The following is a 25,417-nucleotide window of genomic DNA, read 5'->3' on the forward strand; positions in this document are numbered from 1 at the left end:
CTGAACAAAAAACCAGGCCTGATTATAGCCTGGTTTGGGTGGTGTTGCTGGTGTTTTATACAGTGCTATTGCCCGTAATAGGCTTTTGCCCCGTGCTTGCGCAGGTAATGTTTATCCAGCAGCGTTTGCTGCATATCCGGCAGTTGCGGGGCAAGCTGGCGGCAGAAAATGCCCATATAGGCGACCTCTTCCAGCACGATAGCGTTATGCACCGCGTCTGAGGCGTCTTTACCCCAGGCGAAAGGCCCATGGGAATGCACCAGCACGCCGGGCATCTGCGCGGGATCGATTCCCTTTTCACGGAACGTCTCGGCAATCACCACGCCGGTTTCCCACTCATATTCACCGTTAATTTCCGCATCGGTCATTTTGCGGGTGCAGGGGATCGCGCCGTAGAAATAGTCGGCATGGGTCGTGCCCGTCGCCGGAATCGACTGACCCGCCTGCGCCCAGATAGTGGCGTGACGAGAATGGGTATGCACAATGCCGCCAATGGTGGGGAACTGTTGGTAAAGCAGGCGGTGCGTCGGCGTATCTGACGAAGGCTTTTTGGTGCCTTCCACCACTTCGCCGGTTTCGATGCTGACAACCACCATATCTTCAGCGGTCATTACGGTGTAATCAACGCCCGACGGCTTGATAATGAAAACGCCGCGTTCGCGATCGACAGCGCTGACGTTGCCCCAGGTAAGCGTGACCAGATTATGTTTCGGCAGCGCCAGGTTCGCTTCCAGCACCTGACGTTTTAACTCTTCCAGCATCCTGAACCTCCAGATAAAAAAGAGGGCCAGCCCTTGCGAGCTGGCCGAACCCTGTTTTTACCGTTTGAAACCGTAGTAAACCTCGTTCCAGCGCAGCGCGTCTTTAAAAGCGGGCAGGCGAGTGTCGTTATCGATAACCGCAATCTCAATGTTATGCAGCTCAGCGAACTGGCGCATGTCGTTGAGATCCAGCGCCTGGCTGAAAACAGTGTGGTGCGCGCCGCCAGCGAGTATCCACGCCTCGGAGGCGGTCGGCAGATCCGGCTGCGCTTTCCACAGCGCGTTGGCTACCGGCAGCTTCGGCAATGAATGCGGCGCTTTCACCGCGTCGACGCAGTTAACCAGCAGGCGGAAGCGATCGCCCAGATCGATAAGGCTGGCGTTGATGGCAGGCCCGGTGGTGGTGGAGAAAATCAGGCGCGCCGGATCCGCTTTGCCGCCAATGCCGAGGTACTGCACGTCGAGGATCGGTTTTTCATCGGTGGCGATAGTCGGGCAGACTTCCAGCATGTGGGAGCCCAGCACCATGTCGTTGCCCGATTCGAAGTTATAGGTGTAGTCCTCCATAAAGGAGGTGCCGCCATGCAGGCCAGTGGACATCACTTTCATGATGCGAAGCAGGGCGGCGGTTTTCCAGTCGCCTTCGCCGGCGAAGCCGTAGCCCTGTTGCATCAGGCGCTGCACCGCAAGCCCGGGAAGCTGTTTTAAGCCGTGTAAATCTTCAAACGTGGTGGTGAAAGCGTGAAAGCCGCCCTGCTCCAGGAAGCGCTTCATGCCAAGCTCGATACGCGCCGCATCAATGACGTTCTGGCGCTTATCGCCATTAATCTGCGCAGCAGGCGTGAGGCGATAGCTGCTTTCGTATTCGTCTACCAGCGCGCTGATGTCGCCTTCGCTGACGTCATTCACTACTGCGACCAGGTCGCCGACGCCCCAGGTGTTGACCGAGAAGCCGAACCTGATCTGCGCGGCCACTTTATCCCCTTCGGTAACAGCCACTTCGCGCATGTTGTCGCCAAAGCGCGCCACTTTCAGGTGACGGGTATCCTGTTTAGATACCGCCTGGCGCATCCAGGCGCCGATGCGTTTATGCGCTTCGCCATCCTGCCAGTGGCCGGTAACGACGCTGTGTTGCAACCGCATGCGGGCGCCGATGAAGCCGAACTCGCGGCCGCCGTGCGCGGTCTGGTTCAGGTTCATAAAGTCCATGTCGATGCTGTCCCACGGAATTTGCGCATTAAACTGGGTGTGGAATTGCAGCAGCGGCTTGGTCAGGATAGAGAGACCGTTGATCCACATCTTGGCGGGCGAGAATGTGTGCAGCCATACCACCATCCCCGCGCATTTATCGTCGTAGTTGGCATCGCGGCAGATGTCGGTGATTTGATCCGGCGTGGTGCCGAGCGGCTTCAATACCAGCTTGCAGGGCAATTTCGCTTCCGCGTTCAGCGCATTCACTACCTGTTCCGCCTGCTGATTCACCTGGCGCAGCGCTTCGGGGCCATACAGATGCTGGCTGCCAATTACAAACCACACTTCATACTGGTCGAAAATAGTCATCGTCATATCCTTAATGTGTCAGTGCTGCCTGGCCTTCGCTGTGGTTAGCGCTGCTGGCCGGTAGTGAAGGGAGATAGTGTTGTTCCGCGCTGGCGGACCACTGCTGATAGCGGCGGTAAAGCTGCTCAAAGCGGGCGGCGCGTTCCGGGATTGGCTGTAGCGTGTTTTCGATGCGGCTGGCCATCGCCTGCTGCGCGGCGGGAATATCCGGGTGAACGCCTGCGGCGACAGCGGCGAAAATCGCGGCGCCCAGCGCGCAGCATTGATCGGAGGCGACAATCTGTAGCGGACGGTTCAGCACGTCGCAGCAAACCTGCATGATCACCGGGTTTTTGCGCGCAATGCCGCCCAGCGCCATCACGTTATTCACCGCAATGCCCTGTTCGGTAAAGCACTCCATAATGGCGCGGGCGCCGAAGGCGGTAGCGGCAATCAGTCCGCCGAACAGCAGCGGCGCATCGGTTGCGAGATTCAGGTCGGTAATCACGCCTTTCAGGCGCTGGTTGGCGTTCGGCGTACGGCGGCCGTTGAACCAGTCCAGAATGACCGGCAGGTGATCGAGCGAAGGGTTTTTCGCCCAGGCTTCGGTAAGCGCAGGCAGTAGCTGTTTTTTGCTGGCAGCGATAGCCTCTTTCAGCGCTGGCTGCTGTTGCGCCAGCTGGTCAAGCGGCCAGCCAAGAAGACGGCCAAACCAGGCGTAGATATCGCCAAAGGCGGATTGCCCCGCTTCAAAGCCGATAAATTCCGGCACTACGCTGCCGTCTACCTGGCCGCAAATGCCTTTCACAGCGCGATCGCCTACGCTCGGTTTATCCGCAGTGAGAATGTCGCAAGTGGAGGTGCCGATAACTTTTACCAGCGTATTGGGCTGAGCGCCGGCGCCGACGGCGCCCATATGGCAGTCAAACGCGCCGCCGGAAATCACCACGCTCTGCGCCAGGCCCAGACGCGCCGCCCATTCCGGGCTGAGGTTGCCCACCGGAATATCCGCAGTCCAGGTCTCGGTGAACATCGGGTAATCGAGGTGCTGATTGATAATAGGGTCGAGTTCGTCGAAGAAACTGGCAGGCGGCAGGCCGCCCCAGCTTTCATGCCACAGCGATTTATGCCCGGCGCTGCATCGGCCGCGGCGAATATCCGCCGGGCGGGTAGTGCCGGAGAGCAGGGCGGGCACCCAGTCGCACAGTTCAATCCAGGAGACCGCCGCCTGCGCGACGGCGCTGTCTTCCCGCGTCACGTGCAGGATTTTGGCCCAGAACCATTCGCTGGAATAAATGCCGCCGATATAGCGTGAATAATCCACTTTATCCGGCTGGTGGCACAGGCGCGTAATCGCTTCGGCCTCTTCAACCGCCGTGTGATCTTTCCACAGCACGAACATCGCGTTGGGGTTATCGGCAAACTGCGGGTTAAGCGCCAGTACGTTGCCCTGCGCGTCAATCGGCGCCGGGGTGGAGCCGGTTGAATCGACGCCAATGCCGACCACGTCGGCGCGCTGCGCTTCACTCAGTTGCGCCAGCACCGCCTTCAGCGCTGCTTCCATCGACTCGATGTAATCCAGCGGATGATGACGAAACCGGTTATGGGCGGCGTCGCAATAGCGGCCTTCCTGCCAGCGAGGATACCACTCAACCTGGGTGGCGAGCTCGGCGCCGCTGGCGCAATCCACCGCCAGCGCGCGCACTGAATCACTGCCGAAATCAAGTCCCAGCGCAATAGCCATCTTCACACTCCGTGAGGTAAACAAACATGCAGTGAACATTAGTTTTACGGGCAGAAAAGGGTCAGGGTGGATCCGCTGAACTTATGGACTAAAATGCTATGGGTTGAGAAATTGTGACGCCACGCAAATTATCGATGTGGACATTCCTGCCATGTTTATAGACACTTTAGCCATCATTGAAAAAGCCTGATGTAACAGGCGCGACGGGATAAATTCTGTTATGGCGCGGCTTTAACAACCCCGATAAGCTGAAGAAAAGGTAAGCAGAACGGCGAACGTCCCTCTGTTTGCTCATATGGACAAATGGTTTCCTTAAACTGGCTCTGGAGCACCGCTGACGATGGCTGAAACGCAAAACGATCCCCTGCTGCCGGGGTACTCATTCAACGCGCATCTGGTTGCCGGGCTAACCCCCATAGAGGCTAACGGCTACCTTGATTTCTTTATCAACAGGCCGCTCGGCATGAAGGGTTACATTCTTAACCTCACCATCCGCGGCGAGGGCGTGGTGAAAAATCAGGGGCAGGAGTTTGTCTGCCGTCCGGGCGACATGCTGCTGTTTCCACCAGGCGAAGTGCACCACTATGGCCGCCATCCGGAAGCGAAAGAGTGGTATCACCAGTGGGTTTACTTTCGTCCGCGCGCTTACTGGCATGAGTGGCTGAACTGGCCGACCATTTTCGCCCATACCGGCTTTTACCGTCCCGATGACGTCCACCAGCTCCAGTGCTCCACGCTTTTTCAGGAGATAATCAACGCCGCGCAGGGGCCGGGGCGATACGCCGAACTGCTGGCGATAAATCTGCTGGAACAGCTGTTGCTACGGCGCGTAGAAGCCATTAGCGAATCGATGAAAGCGCCGCTGGATAACCGCGTGCGCGACGCTTGCCAGTACATCAGCGACCATCTGGCGGACAGCCATTTTGATATCTCAAGCGTGGCGCAGCACGTCTGCCTTTCGCCGTCGCGCCTGTCGCATCTGTTTCGCCAGCAGCTTGGCGTTAGCGTATTGAGCTGGCGCGAGGATCAGCGCATTAGCCAGGCGAAGCTTTTACTCAGCACAACGCGTATGCCGATAGCGAGCGTCGGGCGTAACGTCGGTTTTGAAGATCAGCTCTATTTTTCGCGGGTCTTTAAAAAATGCACGGGCGCCAGCCCCAGCGAGTTCCGCGCAGGCTGCGAATAAAGCTAAACCGAAACTAAATGCTTTAGCGAATGTCGTAACCGGTAAGTTATTCAGGCAACGGATATCTTGACGCAGGTCAAGGCCGCCGGGAGAATCCTTCTTCCTCACTTTACCGGGTACGTTATGGAAGCCTTGCTGGAACATTTTATTACGCAGTCGCTCGCTTATTCGCTTATCGCCGTGGCGCTGGTGGCGTTTCTCGAGTCGCTGGCGCTGGTAGGGCTGTTGTTGCCGGGCACGGTGATGATGGCTGCGCTGGGCGCGCTGATAGGCAGCGGCGAGGTAGGCTTTTATGAGGCCTGGGCCGCCGGGATAGCCGGGTGTCTGCTGGGCGACTGGATCTCCTTCTGGCTGGGCTGGCGCTTTAAAAAACCGCTGCACCGCTGGAGCTTTTTGAAAAAGCATAAAGCGCTGCTGGATAAAACGGAGCATGCGCTGCATCAGCACAGCATGTTTACGATTCTGGTCGGCCGCTTTGTCGGGCCCACCCGTCCGCTGGTGCCGATGGTGGCAGGCATGCTTGACCTGCCCGTCGCGAAATTCGTGCTGCCCAATATTATCGGCTGCCTGCTCTGGCCGCCGCTTTATTTCCTGCCCGGCATTCTGGCCGGCGCGGCTATCGATATTCCCGCCGGAATGCAAAGCAGCGGCTTTAAGTGGCTGCTGCTTGGCGTAGCGCTACTGCTTTGGCTTGCGGCGTGGCTTTGCTGGCGCTGGTGGCGCAGCGGCAAAACCACCGACCGGCTGTCGCGCTTCCTGCCGCGCGCGCGCCTGCACTGGCTGGCGCCGCTGGCCAGCGCGGTGGGGCTGGCGGCGTTTATCGCCATTTTGCAGCACCCGCTAATGCCGGTTTACCTTACCCTTCTTGGAAAAGTGGTCAGCGGCGGGCATTAAGAGGTTATGCCGAGCAGCTTCGAGGCGCTCGCTTCGCCGCTCACCAGTTGAGCGGTGTCGCCATCCCAGGCGATGCGGCCGTCCACCACCACCACCGAGCGCGGCGCGATGCGCGCCGCATCTTCAAGGCTGTGCGACACCATCAGCAGCGTCAGATTTTGCGCCTGGCAAAGGCGCTCAAGCAGCGTCAGCATCTCCTGGCGCAGCGCCGGGTCGAGCGCGGAGAAAGGTTCATCAAGCAGCAATATCGGTTGCTGGCGTATCAGGCAGCGCGCCAGCGCCGCCCGCTGACGCTGGCCGCCGGAAAGTTCGCCTGGCAGCCGCGCCAGCAGGTCGTCAATCGCCATTTCCCTGGCTATCGTCGCCACGTTCTCCCGCTGGGCGGCGGTCAGCTTCAGCCCCGGATGCAGCCCAAGCCCGATATTCTCCCGCACCGTCAGATGGTTAAACAGGTTGTTCTCCTGAAACAGCATGGAGACCGGGCGGGCGGATGGCGGCGTGCGCGTATGGTCTGTCTCATTCAGCCGCAGCTCGCCGCTTGCCGGCGGCAGAAAGCCCGCAATGAGATTCAGCAGCGTGCTTTTCCCTGCGCCGCTTGGCCCCAGTATCGCCACGCGCTCGCCTGCTTTTACATGAAGAGAAAAGCGCATCGGCAGATGATGATAAAGCCAGGTGAGATCAGTCAGAGTCAGCATGGCGCCCCGGTAGTTTTTCGATAAGCGTGAAAAGCAGGAAGCAGAGCAGCAGCAAAATCAGCGCTGTTACGGCGCCCGCATCGCTGCGGTAAGAGCCAATCTGCTGGTAAAGGTAGAAAGGCAGCGTACGGAAATCTTCATTACCGAACAACGCCACCACGCCGAAATCGCCTATCGAAAGCACGCTGGCGAAAGCCAGCGCCTGCGCCAGCGGCCTTTTCAATGCGCGCAGTTCAATCAGGCGTAAGCGGTTAAAACCGTTTATATCGAGCGAGGCGCACAGCGGGGCGTAACGGGCGGCGATATCGCGCATCGGGTTTTCCAGCACTTTAAGCGCGTAGGGAATAGCCATAAGCGCGTTGGTAAAAATCACAATCGCGTCTGCCGATTGCGGCAACCCGATGGTGCTGTTAAGCAGCAGGAAAAAACCGGTGGCCAGCACGATGCCTGGCATGGCGAGGATCAGCATCCCGCTCAGTTCGAGGCTCTGGCCCGCCAGACGACGCTGTCGCAGGTAAAGCTCGCGGGCGCTCCATAACAGCATCATGGTGAGCGCCACGCAGAGCAGCCCGGCGGCGAGCGCGATACGCAGCGAAGTCCAGAGCGCGCGCCACAGCGCTGGCTGAAAAAGCGACTCGCCGGCGCTGCCGTTAATCCCATCCACCATGACCGCTATCAACGGCGGCAGTAATAGCAGCATCGCGAGGAAAATCAGCAAACTGTCCGCCAGCTTGCTGAAGCGGGAATCTTGCGGATCGCGCCAGCCGCGCAGTTGCGCGGCGCCGACAGGGATCGCCTTGCTGAACTGCTGGCTCAGGAGCATTAGCGCAAGACAGCAGACCATCTGTACCAGCGCCAGCAGCGCCGCGCGGCCAGGATCGTAGTCGTAGCTCAGCGCCTGATAGATAGCCAGCTCGATGGTGGTCGCCTGCGGGCCGCCGCCAAGCGAAAGCACCGTCGCGAAACTGGCGAAGCAAAGCATAAAAATCAGCGCGGCGGCGGGCGTGATTTGTCGGCGCAGCCACGGCCACTCCACCAGACGGAAAAACGCCCAGCCGCGCATGCCGAGCTGGGCGGCAATCTGGCGCTGTTCGCCAGGGATATTTTCCAGCGCCTGCAACAGCAGGCGGGTCGCCATCGGCATATTGAAAAAGAGATGGGCGAGCAGAATGCCCTGGAGCCCGTAAGGCGAAAAAGACCACTCCAGACCAAGCCACCCGCACAGCGAGGCGAGCCAGCCGCTGCGGCCATACACGCTGAGGATGCCGAACACCGCCACCAGCACCGGCAAAATAAGCGTCATGGCGCACAGCCGCAACAGGGCGTTACGGCCGGGAAAGCGGCGGCGGTAAAGGGCGCGGGCGAGAAAAATGGCGGGCACGACGGAGAGCAGGGCGGAGAGGAATGCCTGCCAGAAAGAGAAACGCACCACATGCCACAGATAGCTGTCCTGCAAGAGCGCCGGGAAATCGGTCTGCGGCGCGTTAAGCCAGAGGGCGGAGAAAGCCGTCAGGGCTACCGCCGCCATCAGCAGGGCGGCGAGCAGACCAGGCCACAGCCAGCCGGGAATTAACGGCTGACGGCGCGTTGCCATTCGCTAATCCATTGCGCGCGCGATTTCGCAACCACCTGCGGCGTAAACTCCAGCGAAGTTTGCGGTTTCTGCAACGTATTGAAGCCTTCCGGCAGGGCGATATCGGTGACCGGATACATCCAGTTGCCGGTGGGAATGGCGTTCTGGAAGGCGGGGGAAACCATAAACTTGAGGAATTTTTCTGCCAGTTCCGGCTGTTTGCTGGCAGCGGTGCGGGCCGCCACTTCCACTTGCAGATAATGACCTTCGCTGAAGTTAGCTGCGGCGTAGTTGTCCTTTTTCTCTTCGATAATGTGATAAGCCGGCGAGGTGGTATAGCTCAGCACGAGGTCGCTTTCCCCTTTCAGGAACAGGCCGTAAGCCTCGCTCCAGCCTTTGGTGACGGTCACCGTCTTCGCTGCAAGCTTCTGCCAGGCTTGCGGCGCGTTGTCGCCATAGACTTTTTGCATCCACAGCAGCAGGCCAAGCCCTGGCGTGCTGGTGCGCGGGTCTTCATAGATCACGCGCCACTTCTGGTCGCTCTCCACCAACTCTTTTAAGCTCTTCGGCGGGCTCTTTAGCTTGTTTTTGTCGTAGACAAAGGCGAAGTAACCGTAATCGAAGGGGACAAAGGTGTCGTTCTTCCAGCCGCCCGGCACGTTGACAGCTTCCGGCGCAACGCCGCTCGGCGCGAAGAGTTTTGTGGCGGTGGCGGCTTCCAGCAGGTTGTTATCAAGCCCCAGCACCACATCCGCCTTACTGTTTTTGCCTTCCATGCGCAGGCGGTTAAGCAACGAGACGCCATCTTCGAGCGCGACGAATTTCAGCTCGCAGCCGCAGTCCGCTTCAAACGCTTTTTTGACTTTCGGACCCGGGCCCCAGTCGGCGGAGAACGAGTCGTAGGTATAAACCGTCAGAATGGGTTTCGCAAAAACAGGCGCGGCGACCAGCGCCAGCAGTGGGAGAATTTTTTTAAGCACTTTGCACCTTTAAAAATAGGGGGCAAAGGTTTTTGAGTGGTAGCCTCAAATCCCTTCGCCGGCGTTATCCGGATCAGGTTCGACGGGTATTATCTCAGCGCGCACGAGCGGTGCGGCACCCCGTTGAGAACGGCCCATTGTAATGATTCGCTGAATGTTTCGAAAGGGTTACGGTTCCGGCGGCGCAAACCAGGCGGATTTAAAGTCAAACCAGCCCAGCGTGTTCATGCGCAAGCCGCGCATGCTGCGCTGTCCCTGCAAAATAAGCCAGTGATGCACCAGCGGTAAAACATGCTGGCTTTCAAGCAGTTGCTGGCACCATGCGGGTAAATCCAGTTCACCTGCGCGCCAGCGTGCGGCATCCTGCCGCCAGTTGAGCGGCACGCATTTTTGCATCAAAGGCGTTTCATAAAGGTTGGCGAACAGCGAGAAGTCCAGGGGAAGCGTGAAGTTAACGCTGTTTAACCAGAGATCGCTTACTTCTTCTCCCTGATGCCACTCGGTGTAATCTATCTCGTTTATCTCTACCTTTACGCCTTGTTCTGCAAGCAGCGTCTGGATAATCGCGCCGATAGCACAGTTTTCAATATGGTCGCGATAGTAAGTGAGCCTGAGGCTTTCCAGCCCGGCGGGGCGCTCCACCAGCGCTATCTGCGGTGCATGGTGCCAGCGGGGCAGCAGGCCGTAAGCGGGGAACCAGTAGCGCTGGTAATGTTCTGCGGCGCGATAGAGGAAATTAACCGGCGAAAGCAGATGGCTTAGCCACTGGCGCGCTTGCGGGTTCGCCCCGGTACGGGAGCGGGAATCAAACAGCAAATAATAGCAGCCTTCTTCAAGGCGGCTTTCCACCGCTTTTTCTCCGCCTGTCGGGCCTTCAAGCTGGACGCTGCCGCCCAGCTCGTCGCCGATATCCGGCAAGACCCAAAAATTCACCTCATCAATTAATGCCCGGTAGCCGAAGTAATCATCAAAAGCATGGATTTTTAACTGGTTGCTGTTATTGCGCACCACCGCGTAAGGCCCGGTGCCGACCGGTTTGCTGGCGAAGTGTGGCAGAGTGGTCCATTCCCGCGGCAGGATCATCGCCGCCGCGCTGCCCATCAGCCACGGCAGCCATTTGTCTGGTTCGCTAAGGTGGATATCCAGCGTCCAGGGCGTGGGGGAAACCACATGGGAGATATGCGAGTAAAGCGGCAACGCACTAATACGTTCAAGCGAGGTAATAATGTCGAGCATATCCAGCTCGCGGCCATGGTGGAAATGGATGCCGGGGCGCAGAAAAAATCGCCAGTGCAAAGGGGAAAGTTTTTGCCAGTGGTGAGCTATGTCCGCTTCCAGTTCCCCATTTTCCTCGTTTATGCGCGTAAGGCCGCTGAAGATTTGCCGTACCACGTGGGTTTCTGAACGGCGCAGCGCGCTGCCGGGCAGCAGGTTTTGCAACGGGCGGTAGTAGAGCACGCGCAGAATATGCCGCCCCTGGCGAAAGCTGCGTCCAAGATGAGAGATAAGCATCTGACGCACCGCGGTTTTATCGCCAACAATCTGCACCAACTGATCGATTCTGTCCTGCTCGAGCAACTCTTCGGCGCGCTGCTGCTGTAGCGCGAGGCCAGTATAGAGGAACGTTAAGCGCGAACGCTTGCCGCGCCCGGCTTCCGCTTCCCATTTCAGCCACCCTTTTTCCTGCATGGCGTTAAGCAGGGTGCGCATATGGCGGCGCGAGCAGTTCAGCATTTCCGCCAGGTCGTTCAGCGTGGTTTCCTGCGGTTTACCCTCGCAGTATTGCCATAAGCGAATAAATTGTTGTTGCAGACGGCCGGTGGACATAAAAGGGGAACTCCTCGCCAAAACTCTTCAATTTATCTTTCCCTATATTACGCCAATAATTCTTAACGATGAAAGCGAGGAGGCGTTTATGAAACGGTCATCGGTACGCAGTTTCTGGCAACACTATTTTTTTGCAACGCAGGGCGTTCGCGCATTCTGGCTGGCCCGCCTGAGCGCGGCGCAACGCATGCAGATGCTGGACGCGGTGATGCAGTGGGAGGTTACAACCCCGGTTTCCTTTAAGCGTCTTCTGCGCCGACATCGAGTGTAACTGAGTATTGGTGCTTTTCACCGGCCAGCAGCGTATGTTGCTGGCTTTTTTCTTTTTTGTTTGCTGAACTTATCTCCCCGCCTTGCTGAAAGGATGCATCTTAATGCGCTGGTTCTTAACCAAAGGTCGTCGCCTGAATCGGATCTATGTCGCCTTTATGTCCGTGGCTTTTATGATGGGCATAGCAGGTGCGCTACAGGCGCCGACGCTCAGTTTGTTTCTCAGTCGTGAAGTGGAAGTGCGTCCCTTCTGGGTCGGGCTTTTTTATACCGTTAATGCGATTGCCGGGATTCTGGTAAGCCTGTGGCTGGCGAAACGCTCCGACACACAGGGCGATCGTCGCAAATTAATTATGTTCTGCTGCCTGATGGCGGTAGCCAACTGTCTGCTTTTCGCTTTTAACCGGCATTATCTGACGCTGATTACCGCTGGCGTATTGCTGGCATCGCTGGCGAACACCTCTATGCCGCAAATCTTTGCGCTGGCCCGCGAGTACGCTGATAAATCTGCCCGTGAAGTGGTTATGTTCAGCTCCGTTATGCGCGCTCAGCTGTCGCTGGCATGGGTCATTGGTCCGCCGCTCTCTTTTATGCTGGCGCTCAACTACGGCTTTACCACCATGTTTCTGATAGCGGCGGGTATTTTCGTTATCAGCCTGATGATTATCATCTTCGCGCTGCCTTCCGTAGAGCGAGTGGAGCAACCGGCGGATGTGGCGCTGACGCAGGTGAGCGGCTGGAAAGATAAAAATGTGCGGCTGCTGTTTGTCGCCTCAATGCTGATGTGGACCTGCAACACCATGTATATCATCGATATGCCGCTGTGGATAAGCCAGGATCTGGGGCTGCCGGATACCCTCGCCGGGGCGTTAATGGGCACGGCGGCTGGTCTTGAGATCCCGGCTATGCTGCTGGCGGGCTACTGCGTTAAGCGATTCGGCAAGCGTCGGTTGATGGTGCTGGCGGTGGCGGCGGGCGTGCTCTTTTATCTGGGGCTTATCCTGTTCCACAGCTACGAAGGGCTGGTGGTATTGCAAATCTTTAACGCCATCTTTATTGGCATTATTGCCGGGATCGGCATGCTCTGGTTTCAGGATTTAATGCCCGGGCGCGCCGGTTCGGCCACTACCCTGTTTACCAACAGCATCTCTACGGGCGTGATTCTGGCTGGCGTGATTCAGGGCGCGCTGGTGGAAAGCTTTGGCCACTTCGCTGTTTATTGGGTTATTGCGGGGATCTCGCTGCTGACCCTTGTACTGACGAGCCGGGTGAAGGACGTTTAAGAAAAGCGAGGGCGGCTGCGCTTGCCGCCCTGCGATTGGGTTTGCGAGTTAAGTGATAAAGGGGACGGCTTAACCCATAAACGCGGGTTGTTTGTTCTCGTAAGCGGCAATAGCGTCTTCATGTTGCAGCGTCAGGCCGATGCTATCCAGGCCGTTCAGCATACAGTGACGGCGAAACGCGTCGATACTAAAGCTGTAGGACTTATCGCCCGCTTTCACCACCTGCGCTTGCAGATCCACTTCAAAACGAATACCCGGGTTCGCCTTCACCAGGGTAAACATTTCGTCCACTTCCTGTTCGCTCAGCGTCACCGGCAGCAGCTGGTTATTAAAGCTGTTGCCATAAAAAATATCGGCGAAGCTTGGTGCAATAACCACTTTGAAGCCGTAATCGGTCAACGCCCAGGGCGCGTGTTCGCGCGACGAGCCACAGCCAAAATTCTCTCGCGCCAGCAGAATGGTGGCGCCTTTATATTCGGGAAAGTTCAGCACAAATTCCGGGTTCGGCTGTTCGCCTTTATCATCCAGAAAGCGCCAGTCGTTAAAGAGATGAGCGCCGAACCCGGTGCGCGTAACCTTTTGCAGAAACTGCTTAGGAATGATGGCGTCGGTGTCAACGTTGGCGGCATCCAGCGGAACCACCAGGCCGGTATGCTGTGTAAATTTTTCTGCCATGGTTCTCTTCCTTATTTCATGCCGCGAATATCGGCGAAATGACCGTTAACAGCGGCCGCTGCCGCCATCGCCGGGCTGACCAGATGCGTACGCCCGCCGCGCCCCTGACGACCTTCAAAGTTACGGTTGCTGGTAGACGCGCAACGCTCGCCCGGGTTCAGACGGTCGTTGTTCATTGCGAGGCACATGGAGCAACCCGGCAGACGCCACTCAAAACCTGCTTCGATAAAGATTTTATCCAGCCCTTCCGCTTCCGCCTGCGCTTTTACCGGGCCGGATCCTGGCACGACCAGCGCCTGCACGCCCGGCGCGACCTTACGGCCTTTGGCGATTTCCGCCGCCGCGCGTAAATCTTCGATACGCGAGTTAGTACAGGAGCCGATAAAGACTTTGTCGATAGCGACTTCTGTCAGCGGCACGCCTGGCTTCAGGCCCATGTAGGCCAGCGCCTTTTCCGCACTGGCGCGCTCGACCGGGTCGGTGAAGGAGGCCGGATCCGGAATGTTGTCCGTTACCGAAATCACCTGCCCTGGGTTCGTGCCCCAGGTGACCTGCGGCGCAATCTCTTGCGCATCCAGCGTAACGACAGTATCGAACTGCGCGCCTTCGTCGGTTTTCAGCGTGCTCCAGTATGCCACCGCGTCTTCAAAATCCTGGCCTTTCGGCGCATGCAGACGGCCTTTTACGTAGTTGAAAGTGGTTTCATCCGGCGCGACCAGGCCCGCCTTGGCGCCCATTTCGATAGCCATATTGCACAGGGTCATGCGGCCTTCCATGCTCAGCGCTTCAATGGCTTCGCCGCAGAATTCCACTACATGACCGGTGCCGCCCGCGCTGCCGGTTTTACCGATGATCGCCAGTACGATGTCTTTTGCGGTAATGCCCGGCGCGGCTTTGCCTTTCACTTCAATTTTCATGGTCTTGGCGCGACCCTGCTTCAGGGTTTGCGTCGCCAGCACATGTTCGACTTCAGAGGTGCCGATGCCAAACGCCAGCGCGCCGAACGCACCGTGCGTGGCGGTATGCGAGTCACCGCAAACAATCGTCATGCCCGGCAGGGTGATGCCTTGCTCAGGCCCCATTACGTGGACGATGCCCTGATAAGGATGGTTCAGGTCATAGAGCTCAACGCCGAACTCATTACAGTTTTTGATTAACTCCTGCATCTGAATGCGCGCCATTTCACCGGAGGCGTTGATGTCTTTTGTCTGCGTGGAAACGTTGTGATCCATGGTGGCGAACGTTTTACGCGGCTGACGCACCGGGCGACCATGCGCCCGCAGGCCGTCAAACGCCTGCGGTGACGTCACTTCATGCACCAGATGGCGGTCGATATAGAGCAGCGGGGTTTCATTTGGCGCTTCAAAAACCACATGGGCGTCAAACAGTTTCTGATATAAGGTCTTTGCCATGGTTACACCCCTTCGGCCACATAGCGGGCAATAATGTCGCCCATTTCATCGGTACTGACGGCCTGTGCTCCACGTGCCAGGTCGCTGGTGCGCACGCCTTCTTCCAGCGCGCGGTTGATGGCTTTTTCAATAGCCGTTGCCGCGTCGTCAGCGTCCAGGCTATAGCGCAGCAGCAGCGCCAGCGACAGGATCTGCGCAACCGGGTTGGCGATATTTTTACCTGCAATATCCGGCGCCGAGCCGCCTGCGGGCTCATACAGGCCAAAACCTTGCTCGTTCAGGCTGGCGGAAGGCAACATGCCCATGGAGCCGGTAATCATGGCGCATTCATCCGATAAAATATCGCCAAACAGGTTGGAGCAGAGCAGCACGTCAAACTGAGACGGGTCTTTAATCAGCTGCATCGTGGCGTTATCGATATACATGTGCGCCAGTTCAACGTCCGGGTACTCTTTGGCGATTTCATTAACGATTTCACGCCACAGCAGCGACGTTTGCAGCACGTTCGCTTTATCGATAGAGGTGACTTTGCTACGGCGCTTGCGGGCAGATTCAAAAGCGATACGGGCGATACGCTCGATTTCGAAACGGTGATAAATCTCGGTATCGAACGCTTTTTCGTGCATGCCGCTGCCTTCGCGACCTTTCGGTTGACCGAAGTAAATGCCGCCGGTCAGTTCGCGTACGCACAGAATATCAAAGCCGTTAGCGGCAATATCAGCGCGCAGCGGGCAGAACGCTTCCAGCCCCTGATAGAGCCTGGCCGGGCGCAGGTTGCTAAAAAGCTTAAAGTGTTTACGCAGCGGCAACAGCGCGCCGCGCTCCGGCTGTTCGGCGGGAGGCAGATGTTCCCATTTCGGGCCGCCTACGGAGCCGAACAGAATGGCGTCGGCCTGCTCGCAGCCTTCCAGCGTCGCCTGCGGCAGCGGATTGCCGTGACGGTCAATGGCGATGCCGCCTACGTCATAGCTGCTGGTGGTAATACGTATGTCAAAACGCTGACGAATTGCATCCAGTACTTTCAGGGCTTGCGCCATGACTTCCGGGCCAATGCCATCGCCCGCCAAAACTGCAATATGATAATTTTTAGACATCACACGGTTTCCTGATTGTGTTCTTTATTCTGTGCTTTGCGTTGCAACTCTTTTTCCACTTCCCCGGCGCGCCAGATGTTATTGAGCACATGTACCATGGCGCGGGCGGAAGATTCGACGATATCGGTCGTCAGGCCCATACCGTGGAAGCGGCGGCCGTTATAGTTAACGACAATGTCCACCTGGCCCAGTGCGTCTTTACCGTGGCCTTTCGCGCTTAAGCCATATTTCACCAGCTCGATGTTGTAGTCAGTAATGCGGTTGATAGCCTGATAAACGGCGTCGACCGGGCCATTGCCGTTTGCCGCTTCCGCTTTCACTTCATCGCCGCAAACGAGCTTCACGGAAGCGGTGGCGATATCGTTGGAGCCGGATTGCACGCTGAAGTAGTCCAGACGGAAATGTTCCGGTTCTTCCTGCTGCTTGTTGATGAACGCCAGCGCTTCCAGGTCGTAATCAAATACCTGGCCTTTTTTATCCGCCAGCTTCAGGAATGCGTCATACAGATCGTCCAGGTTGTAGTCATCTTCGTGATAACCCATCTCTTCCATGCGGTGTTTAACCGCCGCGCGGCCGGAACGGGAGGTCAGGTTCAACTGCACCTGATTCAGGCCGATGGATTCCGGCGTCATGATTTCGTAGTTTTCACGGTTTTTCAGTACGCCATCCTGATGGATGCCGGAAGAGTGAGCGAAGGCGCCGGAGCCCACCACCGCTTTGTTCGCCGGGATGGGCATATTGCAGATCTGGCTGACGGTCTGGCTGGTGCGCCAGATCTCATGATGATTAATGTTGGTGTGCACGTTCAGCATAGACTGGCGCAGTTTGATGGCCATAATGACCTCTTCCAGCGCGCAGTTGCCGGCGCGTTCGCCAATGCCGTTCAGCGTGCCTTCAACCTGACGCGCGCCTGCATGCACCGCCGCGATGGCGTTGCCGACGCCCATGCCTAAATCGTCATGGGTGTGTACAGAAATGATGGCTTTATCAATATTAGGTACACGCTCATACAGGCCGGTGATGATATTGCTGAATTCGAAGGGCAGGGTGTAACCAACGGTATCGGGGATGTTGATAGTGGTGGCCCCTGCGTTGATGGCGGCTTCCACTACGCGGGCCAGATCGGCTATCGGCGTACGCCCGGCGTCTTCACAAGAAAATTCTACGTCATCGGTGTAATTACGCGCGCGTTTGACCATATAGACTGCGCGCTCAATCACTTCATCTAACGTGCTGCGCAGCTTGGTCGCAATGTGCATTGGCGAGGTGGCGATAAAAGTATGGATTCGGAACGCTTGCGCCACGCGCAGCGCTTCGGCGGCTACGTCGATATCTTTTTCTACACAACGCGCCAGCCCACAGACGCGGCTGTTTTTTACCTGGCGGGCAATGGTCTGGACCGATTCAAAATCGCCTGGCGAGGAAACCGGGAAACCAACTTCCATCACGTCAATGCCCATACGCTCCAGCGCCAGTGCGATTTGCAGCTTCTCTTTTACGCTCAGGCTCGCCTGCAACGCCTGTTCGCCGTCACGTAAAGTGGTATCAAAAATAATGACTTGCTGGCTCATGGTTACGGTCCTTATTCTGTCTGAGGGCGCCTGCTACGAGCATAAAAAAACCCGCGCATTGGCGCGGGTTTTGTATTTTGCTGATGGCTTGATGTTACTCAGTGGCAACCGTCGCCCAGCACTCTACCGCGCACAGTGGATGCGTTTAGTAGTAGTAGCGCTGCCAGACGAGTCGTGCGAATCATGCATCAAACCTCAAAATGAAAACTGTGAATCGGAATATGCTTTTAGTGGTACTTGATACGGGGGAAGGTGTCAACCCCTGGACACCCTGACAGAACGTCTCTGGCCGATTCAGACGCGAAGAATATTTAGCGTATTGTGCTGAAAATTGTCCGGCGGGCAGGAGTAAACATTATGGTGAAAAAGTGCTGTTTTTATAATTTGTCGCATTTATACATTCTTTTATAAATTTATGTGCAATTGAAAACATATTTAAGCGCTGACTATCCTGATGATATAAAAGATATAATTTATTTGCTGAATATTATTGAGTGTATTTATAAATAAATTGCTGCTTTTCTGTTAAGAATGGCACGGTGGACGGGTAACATTTTAATAAAGCTTAAATAAATATTCACTTGATGAATTGTTGTACATTTGCAGGTTTTATGATTTGATCTCGCCGTCAGAAAACAAAAATATTAATTATGTTTGTGAAAAGTTCTTTTTTCATGCTGTCGCATGAATAATTACACATCATTATCTGACAAAATTTTGGCTTTTTCTGAATTCTTATTTTCAATCTTTTGCTTGCGATTGCTACATGTTAAACGAAGTAAGTAGTGGTTATTCCAGGGCAAGGGAATTAATGAACAAGTGGAGTAGACTATGTCTGAGGATTATATTGAGCATCTACCAGTGCAGGAAGGATTAAAAACACAATTACGCATGGTGGATCTTAACCTTTTAACCGTTTTTGATGCCGTTATGCAGGAGCAAAACATCACCCGCGCTGCGCAGACTTTAGGTATGTCGCAGCCAGCCGTCAGTAACGCCGTTGCACGCCTCAAGGTTATGTTTAACGACGAATTATTTGTGCGTTATGGCAGAGGCATTCAACCCACCGCGCGAGCGCACCAGCTGTTTGGGTCTATCCGCCAGGCGCTACAACTCGTTCAGAATGAATTGCCCGGCTCAGGGTTTGAGCCTCTTAGCAGCGAAAGATTGTTTAATCTTTGCGTTTGCAGCCCTCTGGATAATTTACTGACCTCGCGTATTTACAATAAAGTGAATAGCATTGCCCCTAATATCCATTTGGTATTTAAATCGTCATTAAATCAGAATATCGAACATCAGCTTCGCTATCAGGAAGTGGAATTTGTTATTGGTTATGACGATTTCCGGCGTCCTGAATTTTCATGCGTTCCCCTTTTTAAAGATGAAATGGTATTAGTTTGCAGTAAAGAGCATCCCCGCCAGGATACGCTGACGCTTGAAGCGAATATTTATCAGGAGCAGCATGCGGTAGTTGTGCTCGACCGCTACGGTTCATTTAGCGCCCCCTGGTATAACACGCCTGAAAAAGAAGCCTGCATCGCTTACCAGGGCATGGCGATGACCAGCGTATTGAATGTGGTTTCACGCACTAATCTTGTCACCATAGCGCCACGTTGGCTGGCGGAAGAATATAAACAGACGTGGAATTTAGCCGTACTGCCGCTGCCTCTGGTATTGAATAACCGTACCTGTTATTTATCCTGGCACGAGGCCGCTGGCAGGGATAAAGGGCATCAGTGGATGGAAGAATTGCTGGTAACTATCTGCCGAGCCGCCTGATTTCATACCTGTGAAAAAGCCAGGCCAGCCAGACTGGCCGGTTTTTCTTTTTTTTATCTTTTTTACAGCATATTCGACTGTTATAAGCGCCTCGGGATCTGTTGTTTCGATAATCGCCTTATAAATTTGATTTAACTCTGCGAATCAGCCTTCTGACAACATTTCCCTTCATCGCTTTTGCTTATACTTAGTGTTTCTTACCGTATCGCCTCCTCTTTTCTCATTTTATTCGCCGCCTGGCGTGCTGCCCGCTTCACGAAGGTCATTTGATTGCCTGATTTTCAGCGGTTATGTTAGGGCCATTACTCAAACGATAAAAACGACAGGGCACGCTTACCTGTGACAATGACAGGGCGGAAATGATTTCTGCCGTCAGCCTATAAACACAAGCCTGGAGGCAAATCATGGAGATGTTATCAGGAGCCGAGATGGTCGTCCGATCGTTAATCGATCAGGGCGTAAAACAGATATTCGGTTATCCCGGCGGCGCGGTGCTTGATATTTATGATGCGCTGCATACTGTCGGCGGTATCGATCATGTGCTGGTGCGCCATGAGCAAGCGGCAGTACACATGGCTGATGGCCTTGCCCGCGCGACGGGTGAAGTGGGCGTTGTGCTGGTCACATCCGGTCCCGGCGCGACGAACGCGATAACCGGCATCGCAACGGCTTATATGGATTCTATTCCGCTGGTGGTGCTATCCGGCCAGGTGGCGACATCTCTTATTGGTTATGACGCTTTTCAGGAATGCGACATGGTGGGCATCTCTCGCCCGGTCGTGAAGCACAGCTTTCTGGTTAAACAAACGGAAGATATTCCGGGCGTACTGAAAAAAGCGTTCTGGCTCGCCGCGAGCGGGCGTCCTGGCCCGGTGGTTGTCGATTTGCCGAAAGATATTCTCAACCCGGCGAAGAAACTGCCGTATGTCTGGCCTGACTCTGTCAGTATGCGCTCGTACAACCCTACGACACAGGGACACAAAGGGCAGATCAAACGCGCGCTGCAAACGCTCATTGCGGCGAAAAAGCCGGTTATGTACGTAGGCGGCGGCGCAATCAATGCCGCATGCGAGGCTGAACTGCGCGCAGTGGCGGAAAAACTCAACATTCCTGTTGCTTCATCTTTAATGGGGCTTGGCGCTTTTCCAGGCTCGCATCGTCAGGCGCTCGGCATGTTAGGCATGCATGGCACCTACGAAGCCAATATGACGATGCATCATTCCGACGTCATTTTTGCTGTCGGCGTACGGTTTGACGATCGCACCACCAATAATCTGGCTAAATATTGTCCGAACGCGACGGTGTTGCATATTGATATCGACCCGACCTCTATTTCTAAAACCATTTCGGCGGATATACCTATCGTAGGCGACGCCCGGCATGTGTTGCAGCAAATGCTGGAGCTGCTGGAACAGGAAAGCGTTCAGCAGCCGCTGGATGATATTCGCGACTGGTGGCAACAGATTGAACAATGGCGGGCGCGTCAGTGCCTGAGCTACGACCGTGACAGCGCCAGCATTAAACCGCAGGCGGTTATTGAGACGCTGCACCGTTTAACTAATGGCGATGCTTATGTGACTTCCGATGTCGGTCAGCATCAGATGTTCGCCGCCCTGTATTACACCTTCGACAAGCCGCGTCGCTGGATCAACTCCGGCGGCCTTGGCACCATGGGGTTTGGTTTGCCTGCCGCGCTGGGCGTTAAGCTGGCATTACCGAATGAAACCGTGGTGTGCGTAACGGGCGACGGCAGTATCCAGATGAATATTCAGGAGCTTTCGACGGCGTTGCAGTACGAACTGCCTGTGCTGGTGCTCAACCTGAACAACCGCTACCTCGGCATGGTGAAGCAATGGCAGGATATGATCTATTCCGGTCGCCATTCGCAATCTTATATGGAATCGCTGCCGGATTTTGTTCGCCTGGCTCAGGCTTATGGCCATGTGGGCATCGGCATCACCAAACCAGAAGAGTTAGAAAGCAAGCTTGGCGAAGCGCTGGAGCATGTGCGCAACAACCGTCTGGTCTTTGTGGACGTCACAGTGGATGGCACCGAACACGTTTATCCGATGCAGGTCCGCGGCGGCAGTATGGATGAGATGTGGTTAAGCAAAACGGAGAGAACCTGATTATGCGCCGGATATTATCTGTCTTACTGGAAAACGAATCGGGCGCATTGTCGTGCGTAATCGGTCTCTTCTCTCAGCGTGGCTACAACATTGAAAGCCTGACGGTTGCGCCAACGGATGACCCAACGCTTTCGCGTATGACCATCCAGACGGTGGGCGATGAAAAAGTGCTGGAACAGATTGAAAAGCAGCTGCACAAATTAGTGGATGTGCTGCGCGTCAGCGAACTGGGCCAGGGAGCGCATGTCGAGCGTGAGATCATGCTGGTGAAAATCCAGGCGAGCGGCTACGGGCGGGAAGAGGTGAAACGAAATACAGAAATCTTCCGCGGCCAGATTATCGATGTGACACCATCGCTTTATACCGTTCAGTTGGCAGGCACCAGTGAAAAACTGGATGCGTTCCTCGCCACGCTGCGCGACGTAGCAAAAATTGTTGAAGTGGCGCGTTCCGGCGTAGTGGGCCTGGCGCGCGGTGAAAAGATCATGCGCTAGTCGCTAAAGTTTGCCTCTTTATTAGCCCGACGCATTATGCCCGGGCTTTTTTTTGCAGTCGCTCCGGCACCAGCGTGCAAAAGCAGTTGCCCAGGTTACTGTTCTGCGCTTAGATGTTAAGGATTTTAACTTATAACCCTGCAAAGGTTATGGAGTAACATTTTTATTTAAGGGGCAATCGTGAAACTGGATGAAATCGCGCGGCTGGCTGGCGTGTCGCGCACCACGGCGAGCTATGTCATCAATGGAAAAGCCAAACAGTATCGGGTCAGTGATAAAACTGTTGAAAAAGTGATGGCGGTGGTACGTGAGCATAATTATCACCCTAACGCCGTTGCCGCCGGGTTACGTGCCGGACGCACCCGCTCTATCGGTCTGGTTATCCCGGATCTGGAAAACACCAGTTATACCCGTATCGCCAATTACCTTGAGCGCCAGGCGCGCCAGCGGGGCTACCAGTTACTAATCGCCTGCTCAGAAGACCAACCTGATAATGAAATGCGCTGTATTGAACACCTCCTCCAGCGCCAGGTTGACGCCATTATCGTTTCTACTTCTTTACCTCCGGAACACCCTTTTTATCAGCGCTGGGCCCGCGACGCCTTTCCCATTGTCGCGCTGGATCGCGCGCTCGATCGCGAACACTTCACAAGCGTTGTAGGCGCCGACCAGGAAGATGCGGAAATGCTGGGCAGCGAACTGCGTAAGTTTCCTGCTGAAACGGTGCTTTATCTGGGAGCGTTGCCTGAGCTTTCGGTAAGCTTTTTACGTGAACAAGGTTTTCGTCACGCCTGGAAGGATGACCCGCGCGAAGTGCATTTTCTTTATGCCAACAGTTATGAACGCGAAGCGGCAGGTCAGCTGTTTGAGAAATGGTTAGAAACCCACCCCATGCCGCAGGCGCTGTTCACTACCTCTTTTGCTCTGTTACAGGGGGTTATGGACGTTACGCTGCGCAGGGAAGGGCGCCTTCCTGAAAACCTCGCTATTGCTACCTTTGGCGATAATGAACTGCTCGATTTTCTGCAATGCCCGGTCCTGGCGGTCGCGCAGCGTCATCGCGACGTGGCGGAGCGAGTTCTGGAACTGGTGCTGGCAAGCCTGGACGAGCCGCGCAAACCCAAACCCGGTCTGACGCGCATTAAACGCAACCTCTACCGGCGCGGCAGCTTAAGTCGGTAGTCAAGAAAGGCGGCAAAGACCGCCTTTTTTTATTATTCGGAATTATCCATGCAGATAAAAAAGCGGATTCCGAATGAAAGGCGCGAAAGGTTTGCTTTTTTATAAAGCGCATAATGACCAATAAATACCTGCTTAATATGTATTATTTTGTTACAGCCATTTCTTTTATAAGCGTGACGCGCTGGCTCTCTTTTTTGTCACAAGCCCGCCAGTGCTGCGCCAGGCCGTTACGTTAACTCCCGCTGTTAACAAAAGAAGTTTTGCCTTAAAATGCCGCCCGCGTCGCAAACTCCGCATAGCATTCGTCTCATCGCTTGTGTGTGGCTTTTTTTCGCACGCTGCGAATACCCGTTATTTTTTTACAAATATTCATAGCGTTAATTCCCCTGAATTACCTGTCTGGTTTTTTCTGCGCCAGGGCCTGGACAATAGCGCCGGATGTTTTGTCTGTACCTGTCTGTGTGCTGGCTTGACAAGCTTTTCCTCCGCTCCGTAAACTCGCGGTGGTGGTAATTTGTGGGATAAAGTGGTGGGATAAGCATAACCCGGTGAGGCAGGCATGTTCCGTGGCGCAACGTTAGTTAATCTCGACAGCAAAGGGCGTTTATCCGTCCCGACCCGCTATCGTGAAAAACTCATCGAAGCTGCGTCAGGCCAAATGGTATGCACTATCGATATTCATCATCCCTGCCTGCTGCTTTATACGCTCCCGGAATGGGAAATTATCGAACATAAGTTGTCTCGTCTGTCGAGCATGAACCCGGCGGAACGGCGCGTTCAACGCCTGTTACTGGGCCATGCCAGCGAATGCCAGATGGACAATGCCGGCCGACTGCTGCTGGCGCCCGTATTACGCCAACATGCGGGGCTTACCAAAGAAGTGATGCTGGTTGGGCAGTTCAATAAGTTTGAACTGTGGGACGAAACGACCTGGTATCAACGTGTCAGGGAAGACATCGACGCTGAGCAGTCCTCTGCCAACTTATTGTCAGAACGATTGCAGGATTTGTCTCTATAAAGATGATGGAAAATTATAAACATACGACGGTATTGCTTGATGAAGCCGTCAACGGCCTGAATATTCGTCCAGATGGCATCTATATTGATGGCACTTTTGGTCGCGGTGGTCACTCGCGTCTTATTCTTTCACAGCTTGGGCCGCAGGGGCGCTTAATTGCGATCGACCGCGATCCGCAAGCCATTGCTGTTGCGCAACAGATTGACGACCCACGTTTTTCTTTCGTACACGGGCCTTTTTCCGCGCTGTCTGACTACATTGAAGAACGCAACCTCACCGGCAAGATTGACGGCATCCTGCTCGATCTCGGCGTTTCGTCGCCGCAACTGGACGATCCGGAGCGCGGCTTTTCATTCATGCGCGACGGCCCGCTGGATATGCGGATGGATCCCACGCGCGGCCAGTCTGCCGCTGAATGGCTACTGTCAGCGGAAGAAGCGGATATCGCCTGGGTATTAAAAACCTATGGCGAGGAGCGTTTTGCTAAGCGTATCGCCCGCGCCATTGTCGAGCGCAACCGCGAAGCGCCAATGACGCGGACAAAAGAGTTAGCCGAAGTCGTGGCGGCCGCTACGCCTGTTAAAGATAAGTTCAAACACCCTGCGACACGTACTTTCCAGGCCGTGCGCATCTGGGTAAACAGCGAGCTGGAAGAGATAGAGCTGGCGCTGAAAGGCTCTCTGAAGGTGCTCGCTCCCGGCGGGCGTCTTTCCATCATTAGTTTCCACTCGCTTGAAGACAGGCTGGTAAAACGCTTTATGCGCGAGCAAAGCCGCGGTCCGCAAGTTCCGGCAGGAATACCCATGACGGAAGAACAGTTGCGAAAGCTGGGCGGACGCGAATTAAAAGCATTAGGCAAATTGATGCCGGGCGATGAAGAAGTGGCGGAAAACCCGCGCGCCCGAAGTTCAGTGCTGCGTATTGCAGAAAGGACGAGCGCATGATCAGCAGAGTGACAGAGACCTTTAACAAAGTTACCGGATCGCTTTCAGGCACCGAGCGTCACGCTTTGCCTGCGGTTATCGGTGGCGATCTTTTGCGTCACGGGAAACTGCCACTCTGTCTGTTTATCGCCATCATTATTACCGCCGTTGTTGTGGTCACTACAGCGCATCACACGCGTCTTTTAACGGCGCAGCGCGAACAACTGGTGGTCGAGCGCGACGCGCTGGATATTGAATGGCGAAATTTGATCCTTGAAGAAAACGCCCTTGGCGATCACAGCCGGGTGGAGCGGATAGCGACGGATAAGCTGCAAATGCAGCACGTCGATCCCTCACAGGAAAATATTGTGGTACAGAAATAAGGACT

General features: G+C 55.4%; 23 protein-coding genes and 1 riboswitch. Of the genes, 11 read left to right on the forward strand and 12 right to left on the reverse strand.

Going from position 1 to position 25,417, the window contains the following annotated elements; genetic code table 11:
- Positions 1-65 precede the first annotated feature (65 nt).
- From araD to araB, 3 genes are read right to left on the reverse strand one after another with little or no spacing between them, the layout of a single operon-like run.
- On the reverse strand, positions 66-761 hold the full coding sequence (gene araD, locus DW56_RS04760; RefSeq protein ID WP_024553798.1) for an L-ribulose-5-phosphate 4-epimerase: 696 nt from the start codon (positions 759-761) through the stop codon (positions 66-68).
- 57 nt (positions 762-818) lie between these two features.
- The gene (gene araA, locus DW56_RS04765; protein WP_024553797.1) at positions 819-2,321 is read right to left on the reverse strand and encodes an L-arabinose isomerase; all 1,503 of its coding nucleotides are present in this window, start codon (positions 2,319-2,321) and stop codon (positions 819-821) included.
- Between the two features lie 10 nt (positions 2,322-2,331).
- Positions 2,332-4,044 carry a ribulokinase gene (gene araB / locus DW56_RS04770; protein WP_024561983.1) on the reverse strand — a complete coding sequence of 571 codons (1,713 nt, stop codon included), beginning with the start codon at positions 4,042-4,044 and terminating at the stop codon, positions 2,332-2,334.
- 340 nt (positions 4,045-4,384) lie between these two features.
- On the opposite strand from araB, the gene araC reads away from it, so the two are divergent.
- Together araC and DW56_RS04780 are read left to right on the forward strand one after the other, a co-directional pair.
- Positions 4,385-5,230 (forward strand): arabinose operon transcriptional regulator AraC, encoded by an 846-nt coding sequence (gene araC, locus DW56_RS04775; protein WP_024553930.1) that lies wholly within the window; start codon positions 4,385-4,387, stop codon positions 5,228-5,230.
- Positions 5,231-5,353: 123 nt separating this feature from the next.
- Positions 5,354-6,124, forward strand: a complete 771-nt coding sequence (locus DW56_RS04780) for a DedA family protein (protein ID WP_024553929.1) — start codon at positions 5,354-5,356, stop codon at positions 6,122-6,124.
- On the opposite strand, the gene thiQ is transcribed toward DW56_RS04780, so the two are convergent.
- The 4 genes from thiQ to sgrR form a co-directional block, all read right to left on the reverse strand.
- Positions 6,121-6,819: a thiamine ABC transporter ATP-binding protein ThiQ gene (thiQ, locus tag DW56_RS04785; RefSeq protein WP_024553928.1), complete on the reverse strand. Its 699-nt coding sequence runs from the start codon at positions 6,817-6,819 to the stop codon at positions 6,121-6,123. The two genes, DW56_RS04780 and thiQ, sit on opposite strands and share 4 nt — an antisense overlap.
- Positions 6,803-8,413 carry a thiamine/thiamine pyrophosphate ABC transporter permease ThiP gene (thiP, locus tag DW56_RS04790; RefSeq protein WP_024553927.1) on the reverse strand — a complete coding sequence of 537 codons (1,611 nt, stop codon included), beginning with the start codon at positions 8,411-8,413 and terminating at the stop codon, positions 6,803-6,805. Before thiP ends, thiQ begins: the two co-directional genes overlap by 17 nt.
- Positions 8,389-9,372, reverse strand: a complete 984-nt coding sequence (thiB, locus tag DW56_RS04795; protein WP_024553926.1) for a thiamine ABC transporter substrate binding subunit — start codon at positions 9,370-9,372, stop codon at positions 8,389-8,391. Before thiB ends, thiP begins: the two co-directional genes overlap by 25 nt.
- Before the next feature lie 32 nt (positions 9,373-9,404).
- Positions 9,405-9,505, reverse strand: a riboswitch (TPP riboswitch).
- A 35-nt stretch (positions 9,506-9,540) separates the two neighbouring features.
- The gene (gene sgrR / locus DW56_RS04800) at positions 9,541-11,199 is read right to left on the reverse strand and encodes an HTH-type transcriptional regulator SgrR (RefSeq protein WP_024553925.1); all 1,659 of its coding nucleotides are present in this window, start codon (positions 11,197-11,199) and stop codon (positions 9,541-9,543) included.
- An 88-nt stretch (positions 11,200-11,287) separates the two neighbouring features.
- Between sgrR and sgrT the strand changes: the two genes are divergently transcribed.
- Positions 11,288-11,470: a glucose uptake inhibitor SgrT gene (gene sgrT, locus DW56_RS04805; protein WP_024553924.1), complete on the forward strand. Its 183-nt coding sequence runs from the start codon at positions 11,288-11,290 to the stop codon at positions 11,468-11,470.
- A gap of 103 nt (positions 11,471-11,573) precedes the next feature.
- Positions 11,574-12,752 (forward strand): sugar efflux transporter, encoded by a 1,179-nt coding sequence (locus DW56_RS04810; RefSeq protein ID WP_024561984.1) that lies wholly within the window; start codon positions 11,574-11,576, stop codon positions 12,750-12,752.
- 69 nt (positions 12,753-12,821) lie between these two features.
- Here the strand turns inward: DW56_RS04810 and leuD are convergent, their stop codons facing one another.
- The 5 genes from leuD to leuL form a co-directional block, all read right to left on the reverse strand.
- A complete protein-coding gene (gene leuD, locus DW56_RS04815; RefSeq protein ID WP_024561985.1) occupies positions 12,822-13,427 on the reverse strand; it encodes a 3-isopropylmalate dehydratase small subunit in 606 nt (201 codons plus the stop codon).
- An 11-nt stretch (positions 13,428-13,438) separates the two neighbouring features.
- A complete protein-coding gene (leuC, locus tag DW56_RS04820; protein WP_024555268.1) occupies positions 13,439-14,839 on the reverse strand; it encodes a 3-isopropylmalate dehydratase large subunit in 1,401 nt (466 codons plus the stop codon).
- A 2-nt stretch (positions 14,840-14,841) separates the two neighbouring features.
- The gene (gene leuB, locus DW56_RS04825; protein WP_024555267.1) at positions 14,842-15,933 is read right to left on the reverse strand and encodes a 3-isopropylmalate dehydrogenase; all 1,092 of its coding nucleotides are present in this window, start codon (positions 15,931-15,933) and stop codon (positions 14,842-14,844) included.
- Entirely contained in the window at positions 15,933-17,504 is a 1,572-nt protein-coding gene (gene leuA, locus DW56_RS04830; RefSeq protein ID WP_024561986.1) for a 2-isopropylmalate synthase, read from the reverse strand. Before leuA ends, leuB begins: the two co-directional genes overlap by 1 nt.
- Positions 17,505-17,602: 98 nt before the next feature.
- Positions 17,603-17,689, reverse strand: a complete 87-nt coding sequence (gene leuL, locus DW56_RS23120; protein WP_110876375.1) for a leu operon leader peptide — start codon at positions 17,687-17,689, stop codon at positions 17,603-17,605.
- Positions 17,690-18,335: 646 nt separating this feature from the next.
- On the opposite strand from leuL, the gene leuO reads away from it, so the two are divergent.
- The 7 genes from leuO (at position 18,336) to ftsL (ending at position 25,412) form a co-directional block, all read left to right on the forward strand.
- Positions 18,336-19,283, forward strand: coding sequence for a transcriptional regulator LeuO (leuO, locus tag DW56_RS04835; RefSeq protein WP_024552353.1), 948 nt, complete (start codon positions 18,336-18,338; stop codon positions 19,281-19,283).
- Between the two features lie 404 nt (positions 19,284-19,687).
- The gene (ilvI, locus tag DW56_RS04840; RefSeq protein ID WP_024552352.1) at positions 19,688-21,412 is read left to right on the forward strand and encodes an acetolactate synthase 3 large subunit; all 1,725 of its coding nucleotides are present in this window, start codon (positions 19,688-19,690) and stop codon (positions 21,410-21,412) included.
- A 2-nt stretch (positions 21,413-21,414) separates the two neighbouring features.
- The gene (ilvN, locus tag DW56_RS04845) at positions 21,415-21,906 is read left to right on the forward strand and encodes an acetolactate synthase small subunit (protein WP_024552351.1); all 492 of its coding nucleotides are present in this window, start codon (positions 21,415-21,417) and stop codon (positions 21,904-21,906) included.
- A 180-nt stretch (positions 21,907-22,086) separates the two neighbouring features.
- Positions 22,087-23,088 carry a catabolite repressor/activator gene (gene cra / locus DW56_RS04850; protein WP_024552350.1) on the forward strand — a complete coding sequence of 334 codons (1,002 nt, stop codon included), beginning with the start codon at positions 22,087-22,089 and terminating at the stop codon, positions 23,086-23,088.
- Between the two features lie 559 nt (positions 23,089-23,647).
- On the forward strand, positions 23,648-24,106 hold the full coding sequence (gene mraZ, locus DW56_RS04855; protein ID WP_024552349.1) for a division/cell wall cluster transcriptional repressor MraZ: 459 nt from the start codon (positions 23,648-23,650) through the stop codon (positions 24,104-24,106).
- Between the two features lie 2 nt (positions 24,107-24,108).
- The gene (gene rsmH / locus DW56_RS04860) at positions 24,109-25,050 is read left to right on the forward strand and encodes a 16S rRNA (cytosine(1402)-N(4))-methyltransferase RsmH (RefSeq protein ID WP_024552348.1); all 942 of its coding nucleotides are present in this window, start codon (positions 24,109-24,111) and stop codon (positions 25,048-25,050) included.
- Positions 25,047-25,412, forward strand: a complete 366-nt coding sequence (gene ftsL, locus DW56_RS04865; protein WP_024552347.1) for a cell division protein FtsL — start codon at positions 25,047-25,049, stop codon at positions 25,410-25,412. Before rsmH ends, ftsL begins: the two co-directional genes overlap by 4 nt.
- The last annotated feature ends 5 nt before the right edge of the window (positions 25,413-25,417 follow it).

The sequence above is a fragment of the Franconibacter helveticus LMG 23732 genome (assembly GCF_000463115.2).
Taxonomy (GTDB): domain Bacteria; phylum Pseudomonadota; class Gammaproteobacteria; order Enterobacterales; family Enterobacteriaceae; genus Franconibacter; species Franconibacter helveticus.

Coding starts and splice junctions, on each gene's coding strand:
- sgrT (WP_024553924.1), top strand. CDS start 11,288: ATGAAACGGTCATCGGTACGCAGTTTCTGGCAACACTATTTTTTTGCA.
- leuC (WP_024555268.1), bottom strand. CDS start 14,839: ATGGCAAAGACCTTATATCAGAAACTGTTTGACGCCCATGTGGTTTTT.
- ftsL (WP_024552347.1), top strand. CDS start 25,047: ATGATCAGCAGAGTGACAGAGACCTTTAACAAAGTTACCGGATCGCTT.
- leuO (WP_024552353.1), top strand. CDS start 18,336: ATGTCTGAGGATTATATTGAGCATCTACCAGTGCAGGAAGGATTAAAA.
- leuB (WP_024555267.1), bottom strand. CDS start 15,933: ATGTCTAAAAATTATCATATTGCAGTTTTGGCGGGCGATGGCATTGGC.
- thiQ (WP_024553928.1), bottom strand. CDS start 6,819: ATGCTGACTCTGACTGATCTCACCTGGCTTTATCATCATCTGCCGATG.
- araD (WP_024553798.1), bottom strand. CDS start 761: ATGCTGGAAGAGTTAAAACGTCAGGTGCTGGAAGCGAACCTGGCGCTG.
- ilvI (WP_024552352.1), top strand. CDS start 19,688: ATGGAGATGTTATCAGGAGCCGAGATGGTCGTCCGATCGTTAATCGAT.
- mraZ (WP_024552349.1), top strand. CDS start 23,648: ATGTTCCGTGGCGCAACGTTAGTTAATCTCGACAGCAAAGGGCGTTTA.
- DW56_RS04810 (WP_024561984.1), top strand. CDS start 11,574: ATGCGCTGGTTCTTAACCAAAGGTCGTCGCCTGAATCGGATCTATGTC.
- leuA (WP_024561986.1), bottom strand. CDS start 17,504: ATGAGCCAGCAAGTCATTATTTTTGATACCACTTTACGTGACGGCGAA.
- araC (WP_024553930.1), top strand. CDS start 4,385: ATGGCTGAAACGCAAAACGATCCCCTGCTGCCGGGGTACTCATTCAAC.
- ilvN (WP_024552351.1), top strand. CDS start 21,415: ATGCGCCGGATATTATCTGTCTTACTGGAAAACGAATCGGGCGCATTG.
- leuL (WP_110876375.1), bottom strand. CDS start 17,689: ATGATTCGCACGACTCGTCTGGCAGCGCTACTACTACTAAACGCATCC.
- sgrR (WP_024553925.1), bottom strand. CDS start 11,199: ATGTCCACCGGCCGTCTGCAACAACAATTTATTCGCTTATGGCAATAC.
- leuD (WP_024561985.1), bottom strand. CDS start 13,427: ATGGCAGAAAAATTTACACAGCATACCGGCCTGGTGGTTCCGCTGGAT.
- rsmH (WP_024552348.1), top strand. CDS start 24,109: ATGATGGAAAATTATAAACATACGACGGTATTGCTTGATGAAGCCGTC.
- araB (WP_024561983.1), bottom strand. CDS start 4,044: ATGGCTATTGCGCTGGGACTTGATTTCGGCAGTGATTCAGTGCGCGCG.
- thiP (WP_024553927.1), bottom strand. CDS start 8,413: ATGGCAACGCGCCGTCAGCCGTTAATTCCCGGCTGGCTGTGGCCTGGT.
- DW56_RS04780 (WP_024553929.1), top strand. CDS start 5,354: ATGGAAGCCTTGCTGGAACATTTTATTACGCAGTCGCTCGCTTATTCG.
- araA (WP_024553797.1), bottom strand. CDS start 2,321: ATGACTATTTTCGACCAGTATGAAGTGTGGTTTGTAATTGGCAGCCAG.